Genomic DNA, 18,173 nt, shown 5'->3' on the forward strand with positions numbered 1-18,173 from the left:
TGGTTTCGTCCTTATCTGCGTGAAATGAAAAAGCTCGCCGGGTCATCCCCGGCGAGCCTCTTCTACCCAGGCTGCATCCGTCACAGCTTTGGCAAGGTCACCGCGTCGCCAATCGGCTCGCGCTTGCCCGCCTGCTGCGAGCGCAGCACGGCAGCACCGTAGATCGCCAGCACGCTGATCGAGCAGGCACCGGAGAACAGCAGCACGGCGGTGTAGCCGTAAGATTCGATCAGCAGGCCACCGACCGCCGGCCCCACCGCCGCGCCGACCGACAGGCACAGCGCACCCAAAGCAACCAACCGCCCCGACAGGTCGAACTCGGCCATCACGCCGAAGGTGTAGGCCAGCACGAAACTGATCGAGAACAGGAAGCACATCACCCCGGCCACGTAGGTGGTCAGCGAGTCGAACTGTGCCAACAGCACCAGGCCGGCCACCTCGGCCGCAATGATCACCGCCACCGGCAGGAAGCGCCCGGCCTTCAGGCCGACCGACGAGGCGATGAAACCGCCACCGGCGTTGATGATGAAACCGAGCGCCAGCACCGAGCCAATGGTGTCCGAAGACAAGCCGCTCTTCTTGCCCATCAGTTCAAGGAATGCCCACACCGACATGATGCCGGTCAGGAACACCAGGCTGGCGAGCAGGCTCAGCCAGGCAATGGTGCGGCTCTCGCGGCACACCACCGGCGCCCCGCCTGCGCGCGCCTCCAGCTGCCGCGCGCTGCGGCTCGGCACCCACGGCAAAGGCGCGACGCCCATCAGCAGCATGCTGATGACCAGTGTCACCAGCATGCCCTGGAAGCCCCACAGCGGCGCCACGGCGACCGGCAACACGATCAACAGCACGGCGCCGGGCACGGTCTCCATGCCCAGCTTGAAACCGAATGCCCGCTCAGGTTGCGCGCTGTCGCCAAAAATGGTCATCGCCAAGGCATACAGCCCACCGGTACCGGCGCCTGCCAGGGCCATGAGCAGCATCAGCGTCTCGTACGTGGGGTTGCCCAGCATGCCCGCCAGCGCAGCCGCCACCAGCAGCGAGGCCAAAGTGGAAATCACCCGCCAGCTCAGGCGCTGGATCCACAGCAGCGAGGCCAGGCCGAGCACCCCGAAACCGAGGTTCATGGCCATGGCCAGGCTGCCCAGTTGCTGTTCGCCATAACCGAACTGCTCGGCCAAGGCGCCGAACAGTACCGGCAGCACATTGAGCAGCAGCGCCCCGCCAGCGGAAACCAGGCCTGCGCAGATGTACACGGATGTCTTGTCAATCGGATTGGATGTTGTTGTTTTCATGGGCTGATCCTGAATTGAGGTGCCTTGCGACCGCCACAGTGTGCAGCGCTCGAAGGCACATGGCATGTACCGCATTGCCGGGCTTTTGGCCATGCCTGCCAACACCACCGTGGCCCGAAATGCGTCGAAAACACGCAAAGCCCCGGGCTAGAGAGCACGGACCGGCATGGCTGCAGGCACCCCGTCATTCCTGACCAATTCGGGATAGCCGCGCGCCCTGGCGCATTCCTAACATCGGCACCGTCAGCAGCAGCCCCCCGCTGCAGGCACTTCCCCCATGCCTTCGAGACAAGCCATGACTACAACTACAAAAATCGACTTTCTCTACCTGTCCGAGCAGGACATGATCCGCGCCGGCGTCACCGACATGCTGGCCTGCGTGAACACCATGGAGCAGATGTTCGCCCTGCTGCACCACGGTGACTACCGCATGGCCGGGCCGAACAGCGATTCCCACGGTGCAATGATCACCTTCCCCAAGGACTCGCCTTTCCCCAACATGCCCAAACCTACCGCCGACCGGCGCATGATGGCGATGCCGGCCTACCTGGGCGGCGACTTCTGCACCGCCGGGGTCAAGTGGTACGGCTCCAATATCGCCAACCGCGACAAAGGCCTGCCGCGCTCGATCCTGATGTTCACCCTCAACGACCCCGACACCGGCGCCCCGTTGGCGCACATGTCGGCCAACCTGCTGTCGGCCTACCGCACCGGCGCCATCCCCGGAGTCGGCGCACGCCACCTGGCCCGCCGCGACTCGCGGGTGATCGGCCTGCTGGGCCCTGGCGTCATGGGCAAGACCACCGTGGCCGCGTTCATGGCCGTGTGCCCGCAAGTCGATACGCTCAAGCTCAAGGGCCGCGGCCAGAAAAGCCTGGACGACTTCATCAGCTGGGTAGGCGACACCTATCCGCAGATCACCACCATCGAAGTGGTGGACAGCATCGAGGCCGTGGTACGTGGCTCGGACCTGGTGACCTACTGCACCTCCGGCGAAACCGGTGACCCGTCCAGCTACCCGCTGGTCAAGCGTGAATGGGTCAAGCCCGGCGCGTTTCTCGCCATGCCGGCTGGCTGCAGCATCGATGCCGGCATGGAACAGGCCGACGTGCGCAAGGTGGTCGACAACACCGGCCTGTACGAAGCCTGGTTCGAGGAGCTGCCCAAGCCCGCACACAACCATGTGCCGCTGGTGGGCGTGCGCTTCATGGACATGATCGCCGAAGGCAGCCTGCCGGCTGATCAGCTGGAGGACATCGGCAAGATCGTCGCAGGCGTTGCGCCCGGCCGGCGCAACGACGAGGAGATCATCATCATGTCGGTGGGCGGCATGCCGGTCGAGGATGTGGCCTGGGGCACGGTGGTGTACCGCCAGGCGCTGGAACGCGGTGTCGGCGTGCGCCTGAACCTGTGGGAAAGCCCTGCACTGAGCTGATTCATCCACCCAACCCTGAGGCCAATACCATGCTGCAAATCACCAAACTGAAAACCGGATCGAAATACGAGACCCTGGGCAGCTACTCGCGCCTGGTAGCCGTGGACGACTGGATCTTCGTCTCCAACACCGCCGGGCGCAACCCGGCGACGGGCGAAATTCCCGAGGACCTCGAAGCACAGACCCGCCAGGTGTTCGCCAACATCGAAGCCGCGCTGAACGCCGTGGATGCAACCCTCGCCGACGTGGTCTGCTCACGGGTGTTCATCCAGAACCCTGCGGATGTCGCCACCGTGATGACCATCGTCGGTGAAGTGTTCCGAGGAGTCGACCCAGCCAGCACGGTCACCTGCCCGCCTCTGGGCTCGACGGTCTACCGAGTGGAGCTGGAGGTCACCGCCTACCGCGGAGCATCCCGCGCCACCACCCACCTGATCGACCTGCAGCGCTAGCCCGCCCGCTTCGAGGAGAACCGCCCATGTCCCCTGTCATCGCGCCGGTGCACTGCGCAACCACACCCCCCAGTGCCACCACCGTGGTCATCATCGGCGGCGGCATCGTCGGCCTGACCGCTGCACTGACCCTCGCCGAACGCAACATCCCGGTGGTGGTACTGGAGAAAGGCCGCATCGCTGGCGAGCAGTCCTCGCGCAACCTGGGCTGGGTGCGCAAGACCAGCCGCCACCGCGAGGACCTGCCCCTGGCCCTGGCAGCGGACCGCCTGTGGGCACAGATGCCCGCCCGGGTCGGCCGCGAGGTCGGCTACCGGCAGGCGGGCATCCTGTTCGCCGCCCGCGAGCCCGGGCAGATGGCCATGCACGAAGCCTGGCTGGCGTCGGTGCAAGGCCTGCCAGTGGGCTCGCGCCTGTTGAGCAACGCCGAAATCGCCCGCCGCGTACCGGGTGGGCAAGCGACCTGGGCGGGTGGCATCTTCACCGAAAGCGACGGCCGTGCCGAGCCAACCTTGGCCAGCAGCGCCATCGCCCAGGCCGCCATGGCCCGTGGCGCAGTGATTGTCGAGCAGTGCGCCGTGCGCAGCGTCACCACCGCCGCCGGGCGCATCGACGGCGTGGTGACCGAACACGGCGAGATCCGCTGCGAGCAGGTGCTGCTGGCGGGCGGCTTGTGGTCGCGGCGCCTGCTGGGCAACCACGGGGTCGCCCTGCCAAGCTTGCCGCTGAACTGCTCGGTGCTGCGTACGGCGCCCATGGAAGGCCCGACCGACATCGCCGTGGGCGGCCCAGATTTCTCGTTCCGCAAGCATATCGACGGCGGTTTCATCATCACCCAACGGGGTGCCCTCGACGCGCACCTGACCCTGGATCATGCCTTGCTGGGCTCACGCTACCTGCCGCAGTTCCGGGCACAACGGGGTTTGCTGCGGGTGTCGTTCGGCAAGCCGTTCTTCAAGGACCTGGCGCTGGCGCGGCGCTGGTCGCCCACTGCGGTCTCGCCATTCGAGCGGATCCGCACCCAGGACCCTGCTGCCAACCCGGCCTTGAACCAGGAGGCGCTGAACAACCTCAGAGCCGCCTGGCCGGTATTCAAGCAGGCGCGCATCGAGCAGGCGTGGGCCGGCACCATCGATGTGACCCCCGACTCGCTGCCCGTGATAGGGCCAGTCAAGCAGCTACCGGGGATGGTGCTGGCTACCGGCTTCTCCGGCCACGGCTTCGGTACCTCGCCAGCGGCCGGGCAACTGGCGGCGGACCTGGTCGATGGCAGCACTCCCCTGGTGGACCCGACCCCTTACCGCCTGGAACGCTTTGCCTGACCAAGGCTGTCCAGGCGACGGGTGTGCGAAGGCAGTTCACCGAACAGCGCGCGGTAGGCCCCGGAAAAATGCCCGAGGTGGGTGAAGCCAAGATCACTGGCCACCCGGGCAACGGTGAACTGCTCGGCTGCGGTGCGCTGCAGCCGTTGACGCACGGCATTCAGGCGTACCGTGCGCAGGTACTCGACCGGGCTCAGGCCGGTGACCCCCAGGAAGCTGCGCTGCAAAGTGCTGCGGCTGACATCCAGCCGCTCGCAGATCTGCAACACCGATAACGGCTCGTCCAGGCAGTCCAGAGCCATCTGGTGCGCCTGGCGGACCAGATAGGCGCTGACCGCAACATTCCCCCCACGCCCGCTGCCGTCCTGGTTGACCTGATCCAGCAGCACCAGCATGCACTCGAGCAGCGAGTCTTCGAGCTGCGCTTCCACCAGCGCTTCACCCTGCAGCGCCGCGTCGATCAAGCCTTGCAGTTGCAGACGTACCGCCCCCAGAAAAGCCGGGCTGACGTTCAGCCGGGTGGTGCGGTTCAATGCACGCAGCTCCTGGGCACTGAACTCACGCTCGGCCAATTGTTCCAGACGATCGGCGTCGACACTGACCGCCAGCAGGTCCATGCCCTCGGGCGCATGGACGAAAAATTCCTGACCACTGTGAAGAAGAGTGACATCCGCGCTACCGACGCTGCTGCCCTGGAACACCCCGGCACCCGCGCTGCCAGCGGGTATCGCCAGGCAAAAACGCCGCGCCGGCGCCACCCCGTGCTGGACCACGCGCTTGTCCAGGCACTCATGAAAAATCTGGAAGCGCTCTGCGGTGAGATGGGTGAGTTCGGTGTGGGCGCTGCCGGCGCTGATCTGGTCGTAGGTCTGCTGCCAGCCGAGGATGGCGCTGGCATGGGTGTTGACGTCATTGAAGCGATGGCGTTGGGCGTGCATGGCGTTTCTGTTACCTCAAGTGCATGTGGCGCAGAGAAGCAAAGAGCGGGCCACACGGGTAAGCAAGCGGGTTATCCTGCAAGCCCCCTTCGTCACGAGATTGCCATGTCCTCCGCTGCCGATGCGGCGCCCATCCAGCGCGCCGACCGAGATTCGCGCAACGCCGCCCAGGTACTCGGCCTGTGCCTGCCCAGTGATGTGCTGCTCTACCTGTTGCTGCCGATGTTCGCCGCCGACTTTGGCGTAACCCTGGCCGAAGCGGGCCTGCTGCTGGCGGCCAATCGGCTGGTACGCATCGTCGGCTACAGCTGGGTGGTGCGTTTCTACGCTCGCCACGGCGATCGCGCGGCCTGCAGCCTCGCCGCCGCTGCGGCGGCGCTGTGCGCACTGGGCAATGCCACGCTTTCCGGTTTCGCCGCGCTGCTGGTATTGCGCCTGGTCTGGGGCCTGTGCTTCGCCACCTTCAACCTCAGTACCCAGACCCTCGCCACCGCCGAGGCGCAGGGTGCGGCCCGGCGTGCCGGGCGCTCGCGGGCTACCCTGGCCATCGGGCCGATGCTGGCGTTGCCGCTGGGCGCAGTGATGGCCCAGGCCTGCGGCCCGCGCAGCGTGTTCTTCGTGCTCTGCATCAGCGCCTTGTGCGGCCAGTGGCGCGCCCGCGCCCTGCCCGCCCGCGGCCACGCGATTGCCAGCCCAGGCGGCCGACGCCTGCGTCTGCCGGACAGCATCGCCACCTGGTCCTTCATTGAAGGGGTAACCCTGGACGGGCTGTTCATCTTCGGCCTGTCGCTCTATGCGCAACTCCACATGGGCAGCTCGGGGGTGCTGGTGGCCGGTGTGCTGATGGCGGTGCGCTACCTGAGCGAAATGCTCTTCAGCCCCTTCGGCGGGCGGCTGGCCGACCGCTTCGGGCCCCTGCGCATGCTGGTGGTGCTGTCGCTGGCCACCTCGCTGGCGCTGCTGGTGTTCGCCAGCCAATGGCTGTTCATCGGCGCCTTCTTCGTGCTCGTGCTGCGCGCCTTGCAACTGCCGCTGGTGATGACGCTGGTTGCGCTGCGCAACCCGCAGGGGCGCATCCAGGCACTGGCCGGCAATGCCGTATGGCGCGACATCGGTGCCGGGCTCGGGCCGATGCTGGCCGGTGTGCTGCTGCCGCAAGTACCCGCGATCTGGGCCTATGCGGGCGCGGCCTCGGTGCTGGCCCTGGCGGCGCTGAATTGCGCCTGGCAGCCACGGCGTTGAACCTGCAGAGGCGGTTGGTGCTGCAAAGGCAAGCACCAACTCGGGTCAAAATCGGCAGCAGGATGCATAACGCGCCTTTTTGATGCACGCCGGGCGGCTTCTGCGGCCATGGGCAGCTACCACTGCGCGCTGTGTGGCCCTTCAACGCCTCGATAAACCACACAATTTCAGGGCGTTACCGCACATCCTCACAACTTCCAGCGCTGCGCCGAACTTTCGGCACCTTCATTGCAATGGCCTTTTGCATGCACAACGCACTGCCAGCAACGGTGGCAAGGAGTGGCTATGGACCGGGCTTTTTTCAATGAGATGTACGAAGCGAACGGCAGTTGCCGCCCGCATTACCAGGAATTCGCCCGCTGGTTGGCCAATACCCCGCTGGAGCTGCTGGAGCAACGTCGGCGCGAAGCCGACCTGCTGTTTCACCGAGCCGGCATCACCTTTACGTTGTACGGCGACAAGCAGGACACCGAGCGCCTGATCCCCTTCGACATCATCCCGCGCAGCATTCGCGCCAGCGAATGGCGCATGGTCGAACGTGGCTGTATCCAGCGGGTGCAGGCGCTTAACCTGTTCCTGCAGGACATCTACCACGACCAGCGCATCCTCAAGGCCGGCATCATCCCGCCAGAGCAAGTGCTGGCCAACGAGGGCTACCAGATCGCCATGCAGGGCCTGGACCTGCACCGTGGGCTGTACGCCCATATCGCCGGCGTCGACCTGGTGCGCGATGGCGATGGCAGCTACTTCGTGCTGGAAGACAACCTGCGCACCCCCAGCGGTGTCAGCTACATGCTCGAAGACCGCAAGATGATGATGCGGCTGTTCCCCGAGCTGTTCGCCGCCCAGCGTATCGCCCCTATCGACCACTACCCCAACCTGCTGCTGGACACGCTCAAGAGCGCCAGCCCGCTGGACAACCCGACCGCGGTACTGCTCACCCCGGGGCGCTTCAACAGCGCCTATTTCGAACATGCCTTCCTGGCGCGGGAAATGGGCATCGAACTGGTCGAGGGCGCCGACCTGTTCATCCGTGACGAGCATGTGTACATGCGCACCACCGCCGGGCCGCAACAGGTAGACGTGATCTACCGCCGGCTGGACGACGACTACCTCGACCCGCTGTCGTTCAACCCCGACTCGATGCTGGGCGTACCGGGGCTGATCTCGGTGTACCGTGCCGGCAACGTGGTGCTGGCCAACGCAGTGGGCACCGGGGTGGCCGACGACAAGTCGATCTACCCCTATGTCGACGACATGATCCGCTTCTACCTGAGCGAAGAGCCGGTCCTCAACAACGTCCCCACCTGGCAATGCCGCCGGCCTGCGGAGCTGTCCCATGTGCTGGCCCACTTGCCCGAGCTGGTGGTCAAGGAGACCCAGGGCTCCGGTGGCTACGGCATGTTGGTCGGGCCGGCGTCGACCAGCGCGCAGATCGAGGATTTCCGCGCCCGCATCAAGGCCCGCCCGCATGCCTACATCGCCCAACCCACGCTATGCCTGTCCACCTGCCCGACCTTCGTCGACAGCGGCATCGCCCCGCGCCACATCGACCTGCGCCCGTTCGTGCTGTCAGGCAGTGAAACCCGCCTGGTGCCCGGTGGCCTGACCCGTGTGGCGCTGCAGGAAGGCTCGCTGGTGGTCAACTCGTCGCAAGGCGGCGGTACCAAGGACACCTGGGTGGTGGAGGACTGAACCATGCTTTCAAGAACCGCTTCCGACCTGTACTGGATGTCGCGCTACCTGGAGCGTGCAGAAAACCTCGCGCGCATGCTCGAGGTCAGTTATTCGCTGTCGCTGATGCCCCAGGCCGGGCGCAGCGACGGCCATGCCGAGCTGGCCATGTCGCTGCTGGCCTCCGGAACGCTGGACGACTACCGCCGCCGGCACACCACGCTCGATACCGAACGCATGCTGCACTTCTTCGCCCTCGACGCGACCAACCCGAGCAGCATCTATTGCTGCCTGCAGGCAGCCAGGACCAATGCCCATGCGGTGCGTGGCCGCATCACCGCCGACATGTGGGAGAACATCAACGCCACCTGGATCGAGATGCGCAACATCGCCAGCAACGGCCTGGGCCGGTACGGCATCAGCCAGTTCTGCGACTGGGTCAAGGAACGCTCGCACCTGTTCCGCGGGGCGACCTCGGGCACCATCATGCGTAACGATGCCTACAGCTTCATCCGCCTGGGGACCTTCCTTGAACGGGCGGACAACACCCTGCGCCTGCTCGATGCACGCTATGAAATGTTTGGCGAAGCCTCCGAAGAAGTCAGCGACGACTCTGCCCGCGGCTATTACCAGTGGAGCGCCTTGCTGCGCGCGCTGACCTCGTACGAAGCCTTCAACGAACTCTATCGCGCCGCGCCCAGTGCCCGGCCGGTATCCGAGCTGCTGTTGCTGCGGGTGGACGTGCCGCGCTCGCTGCATGCCTGCATCGAGGAGCTGGACCAGATCCTGGCCAGCCTGCCGGGCAGCACCGGCCGCGCTGCCCAGCGCATGGCCGCCGAACTCAATGCACGCCTGCGCTACACCGCAGTCGACGAAATCCTCGAAGCAGGCCTGCACCCATGGCTGACCGACTTCCTCGGGCGCATCAACCAACTGGGCCAGGCGGTCCATCACTCCTACCTGGAGGTCGTATGAAACTGTCCATTCGCCACGACACCACCTACAGCTACGCCAGCGACGTCTGCAACAGCATCCAGTTCCTGCGCCTGACACCACGCAGCAGCGAACGCCAGCGCATCCATGAATGGCACCTGGACCTGCCCAGCAAGGTGAAGGGCCAGATCGACCCGTATGGCAACATCCTGCATGTACTGACCCTGGACAAACCCCATGGCCACCTGGCACTGACCGCCAGCGGCCAGGTGGAGATCGACCCGGCACACGAACAGGAGGCCGGTGAACAATCACCGCTGCCGTTCCTGCGCGGCAGCCACCTGACCCAGGCCGACGACACACTCAAGGCCTTTGCCAGCCGCCACTGCGGTGCCCACCGCGACCGCGCGGCACTGATCGGGCTGATGCAAGGCCTGGCCGAACACATGCCGTACCGCCCGGGCAGCACCTCGGTGGGCACCACCGCCATCGAAGCGTTCAACGGCGCTGCCGGGGTCTGCCAGGACCACACCCACGCCTTCCTCGCCTGTGCACGCAGCCTGGGCATACCGGCGCGTTACGTCTCCGGTTACCTGTGCACCGAGGACGAGCAGCACCTGGCCAGCCACGCCTGGGCCGAAGCCTGGGTCGACGACGCCTGGTACAGCTTTGACATCACCAACCGCCTCACCCGGCCAGAGCGCCACCTGAAGCTGGCCGTGGGCCTGGACTACCTCGATGCCTGCCCGGTCAGGGGCGTGCGCCGGGGTGGCGGCGCCGAGTCGATGCAGGCCAGCGTCCATGTGCACCGCCAGTGACCGGCGCTGCATCCGTTCACAGCGATAACAAGGGAACCCGCATGACTTACTGTGTCGCCATGCACCTGGCGGACGGGCTGGTCTTCATCAGCGACTCACGCACCAATGCCGGTATCGACCAGATCTCGACCTTTGCCAAGTTGTTCGTGTTCAGCCTGCCGGGCGAGCGCCTGATCGTCCTGCAGACTGCCGGCAACCTGGCGACCTCGCAGTCGGTGGTGAACCTGCTCCAGCAACGTACCCAGGGCCCTGGCCCGCACCTGCTGAACGTTGCCACGCTGTACGACGCCACGGTGCTGGTCGCCGACACCCTGCGCGAGGTGGTCAGCCGCGACCGCAGCAAGCTGACCGCCGGCATCGACCTGAGCTGTTCGTTCATCGTCGGCGGCCAGATTGCTGGCGGGCCCATGGCCATCTTCAACGTCTACGCGCAGGGCAACTTCTTCCAGGCCACCGCAGATACCCCATTCCTGCAACTGGGCGAAAGCAAGTACGGCCGGCCGATTCTCGACCGCAACCTGAGCTACCACACGCCCCTGGACGAAGCGCTGCGCTGCGGCCTGATCTCCTTCGACTCGACCATTCGCAGCAACCTGTCGGTGGGCATGCCGCTGGACCTGCTGGTGTACCGCAAGAACAGCCTGGAGGCGCACGCGCGCCAACGCATCAGCAGTGACGATGCCTACTACCAACAGATTCGCAGGCAATGGAGCGATGGCCTGAAAAGGCTGCTGGCCGAACTGCCAGCGCCCCCTTACGGTTGAAGGCCTGATGAATGCCGAGTGATAAAACTGTACAGAAATTTTCTTCTGTATAGCTTTATCCGGATACCTGCACTATACCTTGTACATCAGCCCAATTTTGTACAGGTATTGTGCATGTCCACCTACCTGCAGCACTTCACCGAACGCTTTGCCACGCTAGGTGCACACAATCTCGACCTGCTGGGCGACTTGTACAGCGAGGATGTCACCTTTCGCGACCCGCTCCATCAGATCAGCGGGCTCACAGCCTTGCGTGGCTATTTCGCGCAGCTGTATGCCAACGTTGCCGAGGTTCGCTACACCTTCGAGGGCCTTGATGAGCCACAGCCCGGCCACGGCTACATCCGCTGGACCCTGCACTACCGCCACCCACGCCTGGCGGGCGGGCAGCCGATCAGTCTGCAAGGCTGCAGCCATCTGCGCTGGCGCGGTCGGGTTCACTTTCATCAGGACTACTTCGACGCCGGCGCCTTGCTGTATGAGCATGTTCCCGTCATGGGCCGGGCGGTTCGCTGGCTCAAGAGCAGGCTGGCATGAGCCGCTGCTGGCTGACCGGTGCCAGCAGCGGCATTGGTGCAGTACTGGCGCTGCGCCTGCTGGAGCAAGGCCACCAGGTAGCGCTTGGGGCGCGCCGGGCAGACAGCCTGGCGGAGCTGGCCGCACGCTTTGCCGGCCAGGTCCTGCTGGCGGTCGGCGATGTCGACCAACCTGAGCAGGTGGCACGCATCGCCGCGCAGATCGAACAGGCCTGGGGCTCGCTGGACCTGGTAATCCTGAATGCCGGCACCTGCGAGTACCTGGAGCCGGGGCAGTTCGACCCGGCCCTGGTCGAACGGGTGGTCCGCACCAACCTGATCGGCACCAGCCATTGCCTGGCCGCTGCCCTGCCCTTGTTGCGCCGTGGCCAACGCCCGCACCTGGTGGTGATGGGCAGCTCGGTCAGCTGGCTGGCGCTGCCACGGGCCGGTGCCTACGGCGCGTCCAAGGCAGCGCTGCGCTACCTGGTCGAGTCGCTGCGCCTGGACCTTGCCCGCGAAGGCATCGATGTCACCCTGGTCAGCCCCGGCTTCGTCGATACCCCGCTGACGCGCCGCAACGACTTCCCCATGCCACAGCTATGGAGCGCCGAGCGCGCGGCCGGGTACATTGCTGCGCGCCTGCCACACCGCCCACTGGAGATCACCTTCCCCGCCACCTTCACCCTGTTGCTGCGCCTGCTCGGCGCACTGCCGGCACGCTGGCGCCTGAAGCTGGGCCAGCGCCTGGCGCGCCAACCCCAGGGCTGAGCCATGCACATCGCCATCATCGGCAGCGGCATCGCCGGCCTCACCTGCGCCCACCTGCTGTCCCGCCGGCATACCGTCACGTTGTTCGAAGCGGCGGACCGGGTCGGTGGGCATACCCATACCGTCGATGTGCACTGGCGCGGCCAGCACTATGCGGTGGACACCGGTTTCATCGTCTTCAACAACTGGACCTACCCGCACTTCATCCGCCTGCTGGAACACCTGGGCGTCGCCTCGCGGATCACCGAGATGAGCTTTTCGGTGCACGACCCGCGTACGGGCTTCGAGTACAACGGGCACAACCTGCGCAGCCTGTTTGCCCAGCGCCGCAACCTGCTGTCGCCAGGCTTCTGGGGCATGCTGGGCGATGTGCTGCGCTTCAACCGCCAGGCGCCGGCCGACCTCGACCAACAGCGTATCGATGGCGCGACCACTCTGGGCAATTACCTGCGCGACAACCGCTACGGCCAACGCTTCATCGACCATTACATCGTGCCCATGGGTTCGGCCATCTGGTCGATGTCACGGGCCGACATGCTGCAGTTTCCGCTGCAGTTCTTCGTGCGCTTCTGCCGCAACCATGGCCTGCTGTCGGTCAACCAGCGCCCGCAATGGCGGGTGATCGAGGGCGGTTCACGCAGCTACCTGGCGCCGCTGTGCCGGCCCTTTGCCGAACGCATCCGCTTGAGCTGCCCGGTGCAACGGGTCAGCCGCGACGACGAAGGCGTGAACGTGGCCTGGGCAGGCGGCAGCGAACGCTTCGACAAGGTGGTGTTCGCCTGCCACAGCGACCAGGCCCTGGCGCTGCTGGAAGCCCCCAGCGAGCACGAACAGGCAATCCTCGGCGCCATCCACTACACCAGCAACGACGTGGTGCTGCACACCGACACCCGCCTGCTACCTCAGCGGCGCAGGGCCTGGGCCAGCTGGAACTACCGCCTGGGCAGCAGCGAACAGGCACCCGCTGCCGTTACCTACGACATGAACATCCTGCAAGGCATCGAGGCGCCGGTCACCTTTTGCGTCAGCCTCAATCAGACCGCACTGGTGGACCCCACGCAAATACTCGCCCGCTTCGAGTACGCGCACCCGCAGTACAGCCTTGCCGCCGTGGCCGCCCAGGCCCGTCAGGCCGAACTGCAGGGCCCGCTGCACAGCTACTACTGCGGCGCCTACTGGGCCAACGGCTTCCACGAAGACGGCGTGCTCAGCGCGCTGACCGTCGCCAGCCACTTTGGAGAACAGCTGTGAACAGCAGCCTGTGCCACGGCTGGCTCAGCCACCGGCGCCTGACGCCTGGGCACCACGCGTTTCGCTACCGCGTCGGCATGTGCTACCTGGACCTCGACGAGCTGCCGCGCCTGCTGGGCCTGTCCCGCTGGCTTGGGCGCTCGCGCCTGGCGCCGTTGTGCTGGCGCGAAAGCGACTACCTGCCCGCATTGACTCGCCAGGGCATGCCCCTGGTCGAGGCCGCGCGCCTGCTGGTTGGCCAGGCCACCGGGCAGGTGCCCGAAGGTGCCATTCACCTGCTGACGCAACCACGCTGCTGGGGGCTGTCGTTCAACCCGGTCAGCGTCTACTTCTGCCACGACCGCCAAGGGCAGGTGGCGGCCGTGCTGCTGGAGGTGCGCAATACCCCCTGGCGCGAGCGCTTTCACTACGTGCTGCCGGTGCAAGGCAACCTGGCCCAGCCATTTGCCGTGGCCAAGGCCTTCCACGTCTCGCCGTTCATGCCGATGGACATGGACTACCGGCTGCGCTTCGCCCTCGATGCGCAACGTGTACGCGTGCACATGGAAAACTGGCGCGCCGGGCGCAAGGTGTTCGACGCCGACCTCGCCCTGCAACGCCAGCCGCTCGATCGCGCCAACTTGCAACGCCACATCCTGGCCTTCCCATGGATGAGCCTGCGCACCGTCACCGGCATCTACTGGCAAGCCCTGCGCCTGCTGCTCAAACGCACCCCCCTATACGACCACATCGCCAGCCAGCACGACCTGGCGCCAGGCCAAGCCATCCGCGAGGAGCCCGACCATGTCCGAACCGACCTTGAGCGTTAGCAAATCGGCCAGCATCGCTCCGCTGCTCGGCGGCCTGGCCAGGCATGCGGTACTGGCGCAGCTGCGCCAGTTGAGCCACGGCCATCTGCGCCTGATCAGCCAGGACCGGCAATGGACCTTCGGCGACGTCGCCAGCCCGCTGTACGCCGAGGTGGAGATCCTTGACGATGCCGCCTGGGGCCTGGTGGCCGGCAATGGCTCGATCGGCGCCGGCGAAGGCTATATCCATGGCTACTGGCGCAGCCCGGACCTGGCCGCGGTGACCCGGCTGTTCGTCGCCAACCTCGACGTGCTGGACGCCATGGAGGGCGGCCTGGCCCGCCTGGCGCGCCCGGCCCTGCGCCTGCTGCACCGCTTCAACCACAACAGCCGACGCGGTGCGCGGCGCAACATCCTGGCCCACTACGACCTGGGCAATGCCCTGTTCGAACGGCTGCTCGATCCGACCATGATGTATTCCGCTGCGCGCTTCGACAGCGCCGAGCAAAGCCTGGAGCAGGCTCAGGCAAACAAGCTCCGGCTTATCTGCGAGAAGCTCGAACTCAAGCCCGACGATCACCTGCTGGAAATCGGCAGCGGCTGGGGTAGCCTGGCCATCCATGCCGCCGTGCAGCATGGCTGCCGGGTCACCACCACCACCCTCTCCGCCGCGCAGCACGCCCACACCTTGCAGCGGGTCAAGGCGCTGGGCCTGGAACGGCATGTCACCGTACTGCACGAGGACTACCGCGACCTGCGTGGGCGCTTCGACAAGCTGGTGTCCATCGAAATGATCGAGGCCGTCGGCCACCGTTACCTGCCCACCTACTTCCGTCAGTGCGCCTCGCTGCTCAAGGACGATGGCCTGATGCTGCTGCAGGCCATCACCATTCGCGACCAGCGCTATGCTCTGGCCCGGCGCTCGGTGGACTTCATCCAGCGCTACATTTTCCCCGGCGGCGCGCTGCCCTCGCTGAGCGTGCTGCTCGACACCGCCAGCCGCCAGACGGCGCTGAACCTGGTGCACCTTGAGGACTTCGGCCAGGACTATGCGCGCACCCTGCGCCATTGGCGCGACAACCTGCTCCACTCGCGCACGGAGCTGGCCAGGCTCGGTTACGACGATGCCTTCCAGCGCCTGTGGGAGTTCTACCTGTGCTATTGCCAGGGCGGCTTCGAGGAACGGACCATCGGCGTGGCACAGATGCTGTGGGCCGGGCCCAAGGCACGACGGGCGCCGCTGCCGGGCGCCTGAACATGGGCCGCCGTGGCTGGCTGCTCGGCAATGCGCTGTGGCTGCAGGCCGGCTGGTGGCTTTGTGTACTGGGGGTGCACAGGCCCTGGCTGTTGCTGATCGTGCTGGCCGGCCTGCTGCTGCACCTGCGCCTGAGCCCCGGCGGTGAGTGGCGCGTGCTGCTGGCAATAGCGGCGGCTGGCTGCCTGCTGGACAGCACCCTGGGCATGCTCGGCGTATTCAGCTTCGGCCAGTGGCCGCTGCCGCCCTGGCTGGCACTGCTGTGGCTGGTGTTGGCCAGTGGCATGCGCCACAGCCTGGCAGGGTTTGCCCGGCCAGCGTGGCGCGCGGTGTTGCTGGGCATGTTCGGTGGCCCGTTGGCTTACCTGGCCGGCGCCCGGCTGGCCGGTGTCGACCTGCCACTGGGGCGCCTGGATACCGCGCTGGTCCTGGCGCCGGTCTGGGCATTGGCGCTGCCGCTGGCCTTGCGCTTCGCAGCAAGGGCAAAGCAGACCGTTTGAGCCCCTGCCGCAGCTGGCCATCGGCCTGTTGCGCGCATGCCTTTCACTTTTCCAGCGCCGCTGCCACCTCTGCAGCCAGTTCGATGAATGCGCGGGCGGTTGCACGCTGATAACCGCCCCTGCGCTGCATCAATACCGCCGTGCGCTGCAAACGGACCGGTTCGAGTGCAATGGCAACCAGGTCTTCATTGGCAAGGGCAATGGTTGCAGGCAACAAGGTCGACAGGGACGTACGGCGTACGATCTCGATCACTGCACTGATGGTGTTGGCCTCCATCCGCACCTGTGGGTGAATGCCATGTTGCTGGAAGAAACGGTCGATCTGTTCGCGGGTGGCGAACTCCCCGCTGAGCAAGATCAATGATTCAGTGCTCAGCGCTTGCAGCCCGATACCTGTTGCCTTGGCCAAGGGGTGCCGGCGGTTGACCACCAACGCCAAGGTCTCGACCAGTAAAGGGCTGGCCTCGATGTCCTGGGCCTGAACGTCCTCGAATGCGATCCCCAGGTCCAGCTCGTCTGCAAGCAGCATCGCTTCCATGCGCTCCTGGGACATTTCACGCACGTTCAGGGTGATGTTCGCATAACGAGCATGGAACGCCTCGACCAAGGGGCCGACCAGGTAAGTCGTGAACGTTGGCGTCACGGCCACCCGCAGCAGGCCGCGGCTGAGGTCGCTGACGTCATGAATCGCACGCTTGGCTTGCTCCAGTTCCTGCGCGGCCCGTCGTGCATAACGCAGGTAGACCTCCCCGGCATCGGTCAGCCGTGTGCTACGCCCCGAGCGATCGAACAGCTGCGCGCCAAGGCTTTCCTCCAGCTGCCGCACCTGCTGCGACAGTGCCGGCTGCGACACATGCAGGGCCGTTGCGGCGCGAGTGAAGCTTTGGTGTTGCGCCACGGCGAGGAAGTACTGGATGTGTCGGGCAAGCATGGTCACTCACATAAGATAATCTGATTGACCTAATCATAAATGAGACTTTTACCTTATGCCACGCGCTCCGTAACCTTTGCTCCAACACACCGCGACATTGAGGCAGCAGCCATGAAAGACATCATCGACGGTTTCCTGAAGTTCCAGCGCGACGCCTTCCCCGAGCGGGTCAAGCTGTTCAAGGACCTGGCCACCCAACAAAGCCCAAGGGCACTGTTCATCTCCTGCTCCGACAGCCGCCTGGTACCCGAACTGGTGACCCAGCGCGAGCCCGGCGACCTGTTCGTCATCCGCAACGCCGGCAACATCGTGCCCTCCTACGGCCCTGAGCCGGGTGGCGTATCGGCTTCGGTCGAATATGCCGTCGCGGCGCTGCAGGTGGCCGACATCGTGATCTGCGGCCACTCGGACTGCGGCGCAATGACCGCCATCGCCACCTGCAATTGCCTGGAGCACATGCCCGCCGTAGCCGGCTGGCTGCGCTACGCCGACTCGGCCCGGGTGGTCAACGAAGCCCGCCAGCACCCCGACCAGCCGACCAAGGTCGCGGCCATGGTGCGCGAGAACGTCATCGCCCAACTGGCCAATATCCAGACCCACCCGTCAGTGCGCCTGGCCCTCGAAGAAGGCCGCGTGACCCTGCATGGCTGGATCTACGACATCGAAAGCGGCCGCATCGATGCCTTCGATGGCCGCAGCGGGAGCTTTGTGTCACTCGCCGCCAACCCCGACGTATGTGCCGTTTCCCATCAAGCCAGGCACGTTGCCTGACAGCAATTTCCACCCAAGGAGATAACCCCATGATCCAGTCGCAAGCTACCCAAAGTGTTCGCCAGGCCCTGACCGAAGTCATCCTCATGGCCAAGGCCCGCAAGGACCTGTCCTATGCCCAGATCACCGAGGGCACCGGCCTGTCCGAGGCCTTCGTCACCGCCGCCCTGCTCGGCCAGCACCCACTGCCCGCCGATGCCGCCAAGGTGGTAGGCGAAAAGCTTGGCCTCGACGTTGACGGCATCGCCCTGCTGCAAACCATCCCGGTACGCGGCTGCATGGAAAACGGCGTGCCGACCGACCCGACCATCTACCGCTTCTACGAGATGCTGCAGGTGTACGGCACCACGCTGAAAGCGCTGGTCCACGAGAAGTTCGGCGACGGCATCATCAGCGCCATCAACTTCAAGCTGGACGTGAAGAAGGTCGACGATCCGGAAGGCGGCTCCCGTGCCGTGATCACCCTGGATGGCAAGTACCTGCCTACCAAGCCGTTCTGACCCGGCTTTGACCGGCTCGCC

Annotated in this window: 19 protein-coding genes; 16 read left to right on the forward strand and 3 right to left on the reverse strand. The window is 65.7% G+C overall.

All coding sequences use genetic code 11. The annotated features are described in order from the left end of the window. Positions 1 to 80: 80 nt before the first annotated feature. Entirely contained in the window at positions 81 to 1,292 is a 1,212-nt protein-coding gene (locus BUQ73_RS14455; RefSeq protein ID WP_050437211.1) for an MFS transporter, read from the reverse strand. Between the two features lie 295 nt (positions 1,293 to 1,587). Here BUQ73_RS14455 and BUQ73_RS14460 point away from each other — a divergent pair, with 295 nt between their 5' ends. The 3 genes from BUQ73_RS14460 to BUQ73_RS14470 are packed head-to-tail and all read left to right on the forward strand — an operon-like array spanning position 1,588 to position 4,501. After that, the gene (locus tag BUQ73_RS14460; protein WP_079228541.1) at positions 1,588 to 2,727 is read left to right on the forward strand and encodes a tyramine oxidase subunit B; all 1,140 of its coding nucleotides are present in this window, start codon (positions 1,588 to 1,590) and stop codon (positions 2,725 to 2,727) included. Between the two features lie 29 nt (positions 2,728 to 2,756). Beyond that, the gene (locus BUQ73_RS14465; RefSeq protein ID WP_079228542.1) at positions 2,757 to 3,179 is read left to right on the forward strand and encodes a RidA family protein; all 423 of its coding nucleotides are present in this window, start codon (positions 2,757 to 2,759) and stop codon (positions 3,177 to 3,179) included. A gap of 26 nt (positions 3,180 to 3,205) precedes the next feature. Then, positions 3,206 to 4,501, forward strand: coding sequence for an NAD(P)/FAD-dependent oxidoreductase (locus BUQ73_RS14470; RefSeq protein WP_079228543.1), 1,296 nt, complete (start codon positions 3,206 to 3,208; stop codon positions 4,499 to 4,501). On the opposite strand, the gene BUQ73_RS14475 is transcribed toward BUQ73_RS14470, so the two are convergent. Continuing rightward, complete coding sequence (locus BUQ73_RS14475; protein WP_079228544.1) at positions 4,477 to 5,439, reverse strand: helix-turn-helix domain-containing protein; 963 nt, start codon at positions 5,437 to 5,439, stop codon at positions 4,477 to 4,479. The two genes, BUQ73_RS14470 and BUQ73_RS14475, sit on opposite strands and share 25 nt — an antisense overlap. 105 nt (positions 5,440 to 5,544) lie before the next feature. On the opposite strand from BUQ73_RS14475, the gene BUQ73_RS14480 reads away from it, so the two are divergent. The 11 genes from BUQ73_RS14480 (at position 5,545) to BUQ73_RS14530 (ending at position 15,950) form a co-directional block, all read left to right on the forward strand. Beyond that, positions 5,545 to 6,681, forward strand: a complete 1,137-nt coding sequence (locus BUQ73_RS14480; RefSeq protein ID WP_079228545.1) for an MFS transporter — start codon at positions 5,545 to 5,547, stop codon at positions 6,679 to 6,681. Between the two features lie 285 nt (positions 6,682 to 6,966). Then, complete coding sequence (locus BUQ73_RS14485; RefSeq protein WP_079228546.1) at positions 6,967 to 8,376, forward strand: circularly permuted type 2 ATP-grasp protein; 1,410 nt, start codon at positions 6,967 to 6,969, stop codon at positions 8,374 to 8,376. Positions 8,377 to 8,379: 3 nt separating this feature from the next. Further along, positions 8,380 to 9,330: an alpha-E domain-containing protein gene (locus tag BUQ73_RS14490; protein WP_079228547.1), complete on the forward strand. Its 951-nt coding sequence runs from the start codon at positions 8,380 to 8,382 to the stop codon at positions 9,328 to 9,330. Then, the gene (locus BUQ73_RS14495; RefSeq protein WP_079228548.1) at positions 9,327 to 10,106 is read left to right on the forward strand and encodes a transglutaminase family protein; all 780 of its coding nucleotides are present in this window, start codon (positions 9,327 to 9,329) and stop codon (positions 10,104 to 10,106) included. Before BUQ73_RS14490 ends, BUQ73_RS14495 begins: the two co-directional genes overlap by 4 nt. A 41-nt stretch (positions 10,107 to 10,147) precedes the next feature. Further along, on the forward strand, positions 10,148 to 10,870 hold the full coding sequence (locus BUQ73_RS14500; RefSeq protein WP_079228549.1) for a proteasome-type protease: 723 nt from the start codon (positions 10,148 to 10,150) through the stop codon (positions 10,868 to 10,870). Between the two features lie 114 nt (positions 10,871 to 10,984). Beyond that, positions 10,985 to 11,407 (forward strand): nuclear transport factor 2 family protein, encoded by a 423-nt coding sequence (locus BUQ73_RS14505; protein WP_079228550.1) that lies wholly within the window; start codon positions 10,985 to 10,987, stop codon positions 11,405 to 11,407. Then, positions 11,404 to 12,156: an SDR family NAD(P)-dependent oxidoreductase gene (locus BUQ73_RS14510; protein ID WP_079228551.1), complete on the forward strand. Its 753-nt coding sequence runs from the start codon at positions 11,404 to 11,406 to the stop codon at positions 12,154 to 12,156. Before BUQ73_RS14505 ends, BUQ73_RS14510 begins: the two co-directional genes overlap by 4 nt. Before the next feature lie 3 nt (positions 12,157 to 12,159). Continuing rightward, positions 12,160 to 13,407: an NAD(P)/FAD-dependent oxidoreductase gene (locus BUQ73_RS14515; RefSeq protein WP_079228552.1), complete on the forward strand. Its 1,248-nt coding sequence runs from the start codon at positions 12,160 to 12,162 to the stop codon at positions 13,405 to 13,407. Beyond that, a complete protein-coding gene (locus BUQ73_RS14520; protein ID WP_079230563.1) occupies positions 13,404 to 14,216 on the forward strand; it encodes a DUF1365 domain-containing protein in 813 nt (270 codons plus the stop codon). Before BUQ73_RS14515 ends, BUQ73_RS14520 begins: the two co-directional genes overlap by 4 nt. After that, positions 14,191 to 15,450 carry an SAM-dependent methyltransferase gene (locus BUQ73_RS14525; RefSeq protein ID WP_079228553.1) on the forward strand — a complete coding sequence of 420 codons (1,260 nt, stop codon included), beginning with the start codon at positions 14,191 to 14,193 and terminating at the stop codon, positions 15,448 to 15,450. The genes BUQ73_RS14520 and BUQ73_RS14525 overlap by 26 nt, the downstream gene beginning before the upstream one ends. 2 nt (positions 15,451 to 15,452) lie before the next feature. After that, complete coding sequence (locus BUQ73_RS14530) at positions 15,453 to 15,950, forward strand: DUF2878 domain-containing protein (RefSeq protein ID WP_079230564.1); 498 nt, start codon at positions 15,453 to 15,455, stop codon at positions 15,948 to 15,950. Between the two features lie 43 nt (positions 15,951 to 15,993). Here the strand turns inward: BUQ73_RS14530 and cynR are convergent, their stop codons facing one another. Continuing rightward, on the reverse strand, positions 15,994 to 16,881 hold the full coding sequence (cynR, locus tag BUQ73_RS14535; RefSeq protein ID WP_079228554.1) for a transcriptional regulator CynR: 888 nt from the start codon (positions 16,879 to 16,881) through the stop codon (positions 15,994 to 15,996). Positions 16,882 to 16,992: 111 nt separating this feature from the next. Between cynR and BUQ73_RS14540 the strand changes: the two genes are divergently transcribed. Together BUQ73_RS14540 and cynS are read left to right on the forward strand one after the other, a co-directional pair. Next, the gene (locus BUQ73_RS14540) at positions 16,993 to 17,652 is read left to right on the forward strand and encodes a carbonic anhydrase (RefSeq protein ID WP_079228555.1); all 660 of its coding nucleotides are present in this window, start codon (positions 16,993 to 16,995) and stop codon (positions 17,650 to 17,652) included. A gap of 29 nt (positions 17,653 to 17,681) precedes the next feature. Then, complete coding sequence (cynS, locus tag BUQ73_RS14545; RefSeq protein WP_079228556.1) at positions 17,682 to 18,152, forward strand: cyanase; 471 nt, start codon at positions 17,682 to 17,684, stop codon at positions 18,150 to 18,152. The last annotated feature ends 21 nt before the right edge of the window (positions 18,153 to 18,173 follow it).

Source organism: Pseudomonas putida, assembly GCF_002025705.1.
Classification (GTDB): Bacteria; Pseudomonadota; Gammaproteobacteria; order Pseudomonadales; family Pseudomonadaceae; genus Aquipseudomonas; species Aquipseudomonas putida_J.

What these genes read in the sequence shown, in the direction of transcription:
- BUQ73_RS14540 (WP_079228555.1), top strand. Translation starts at nt 16,993, where the DNA reads ATGAAAGACATCATCGACGGTTTCCTGAAGTTCCAGCGCGACGCCTTC.
- BUQ73_RS14530 (WP_079230564.1), top strand. Translation starts at nt 15,453, where the DNA reads ATGGGCCGCCGTGGCTGGCTGCTCGGCAATGCGCTGTGGCTGCAGGCC.
- BUQ73_RS14505 (WP_079228550.1), top strand. Translation starts at nt 10,985, where the DNA reads ATGTCCACCTACCTGCAGCACTTCACCGAACGCTTTGCCACGCTAGGT.
- cynR (WP_079228554.1), bottom strand. Translation starts at nt 16,881, where the DNA reads ATGCTTGCCCGACACATCCAGTACTTCCTCGCCGTGGCGCAACACCAA.
- BUQ73_RS14515 (WP_079228552.1), top strand. Translation starts at nt 12,160, where the DNA reads ATGCACATCGCCATCATCGGCAGCGGCATCGCCGGCCTCACCTGCGCC.
- BUQ73_RS14465 (WP_079228542.1), top strand. Translation starts at nt 2,757, where the DNA reads ATGCTGCAAATCACCAAACTGAAAACCGGATCGAAATACGAGACCCTG.
- cynS (WP_079228556.1), top strand. Translation starts at nt 17,682, where the DNA reads ATGATCCAGTCGCAAGCTACCCAAAGTGTTCGCCAGGCCCTGACCGAA.
- BUQ73_RS14470 (WP_079228543.1), top strand. Translation starts at nt 3,206, where the DNA reads ATGTCCCCTGTCATCGCGCCGGTGCACTGCGCAACCACACCCCCCAGT.
- BUQ73_RS14455 (WP_050437211.1), bottom strand. Translation starts at nt 1,292, where the DNA reads ATGAAAACAACAACATCCAATCCGATTGACAAGACATCCGTGTACATC.
- BUQ73_RS14525 (WP_079228553.1), top strand. Translation starts at nt 14,191, where the DNA reads ATGTCCGAACCGACCTTGAGCGTTAGCAAATCGGCCAGCATCGCTCCG.
- BUQ73_RS14495 (WP_079228548.1), top strand. Translation starts at nt 9,327, where the DNA reads ATGAAACTGTCCATTCGCCACGACACCACCTACAGCTACGCCAGCGAC.
- BUQ73_RS14510 (WP_079228551.1), top strand. Translation starts at nt 11,404, where the DNA reads ATGAGCCGCTGCTGGCTGACCGGTGCCAGCAGCGGCATTGGTGCAGTA.
- BUQ73_RS14500 (WP_079228549.1), top strand. Translation starts at nt 10,148, where the DNA reads ATGACTTACTGTGTCGCCATGCACCTGGCGGACGGGCTGGTCTTCATC.
- BUQ73_RS14460 (WP_079228541.1), top strand. Translation starts at nt 1,588, where the DNA reads ATGACTACAACTACAAAAATCGACTTTCTCTACCTGTCCGAGCAGGAC.
- BUQ73_RS14475 (WP_079228544.1), bottom strand. Translation starts at nt 5,439, where the DNA reads ATGCACGCCCAACGCCATCGCTTCAATGACGTCAACACCCATGCCAGC.
- BUQ73_RS14485 (WP_079228546.1), top strand. Translation starts at nt 6,967, where the DNA reads ATGGACCGGGCTTTTTTCAATGAGATGTACGAAGCGAACGGCAGTTGC.
- BUQ73_RS14480 (WP_079228545.1), top strand. Translation starts at nt 5,545, where the DNA reads ATGTCCTCCGCTGCCGATGCGGCGCCCATCCAGCGCGCCGACCGAGAT.
- BUQ73_RS14490 (WP_079228547.1), top strand. Translation starts at nt 8,380, where the DNA reads ATGCTTTCAAGAACCGCTTCCGACCTGTACTGGATGTCGCGCTACCTG.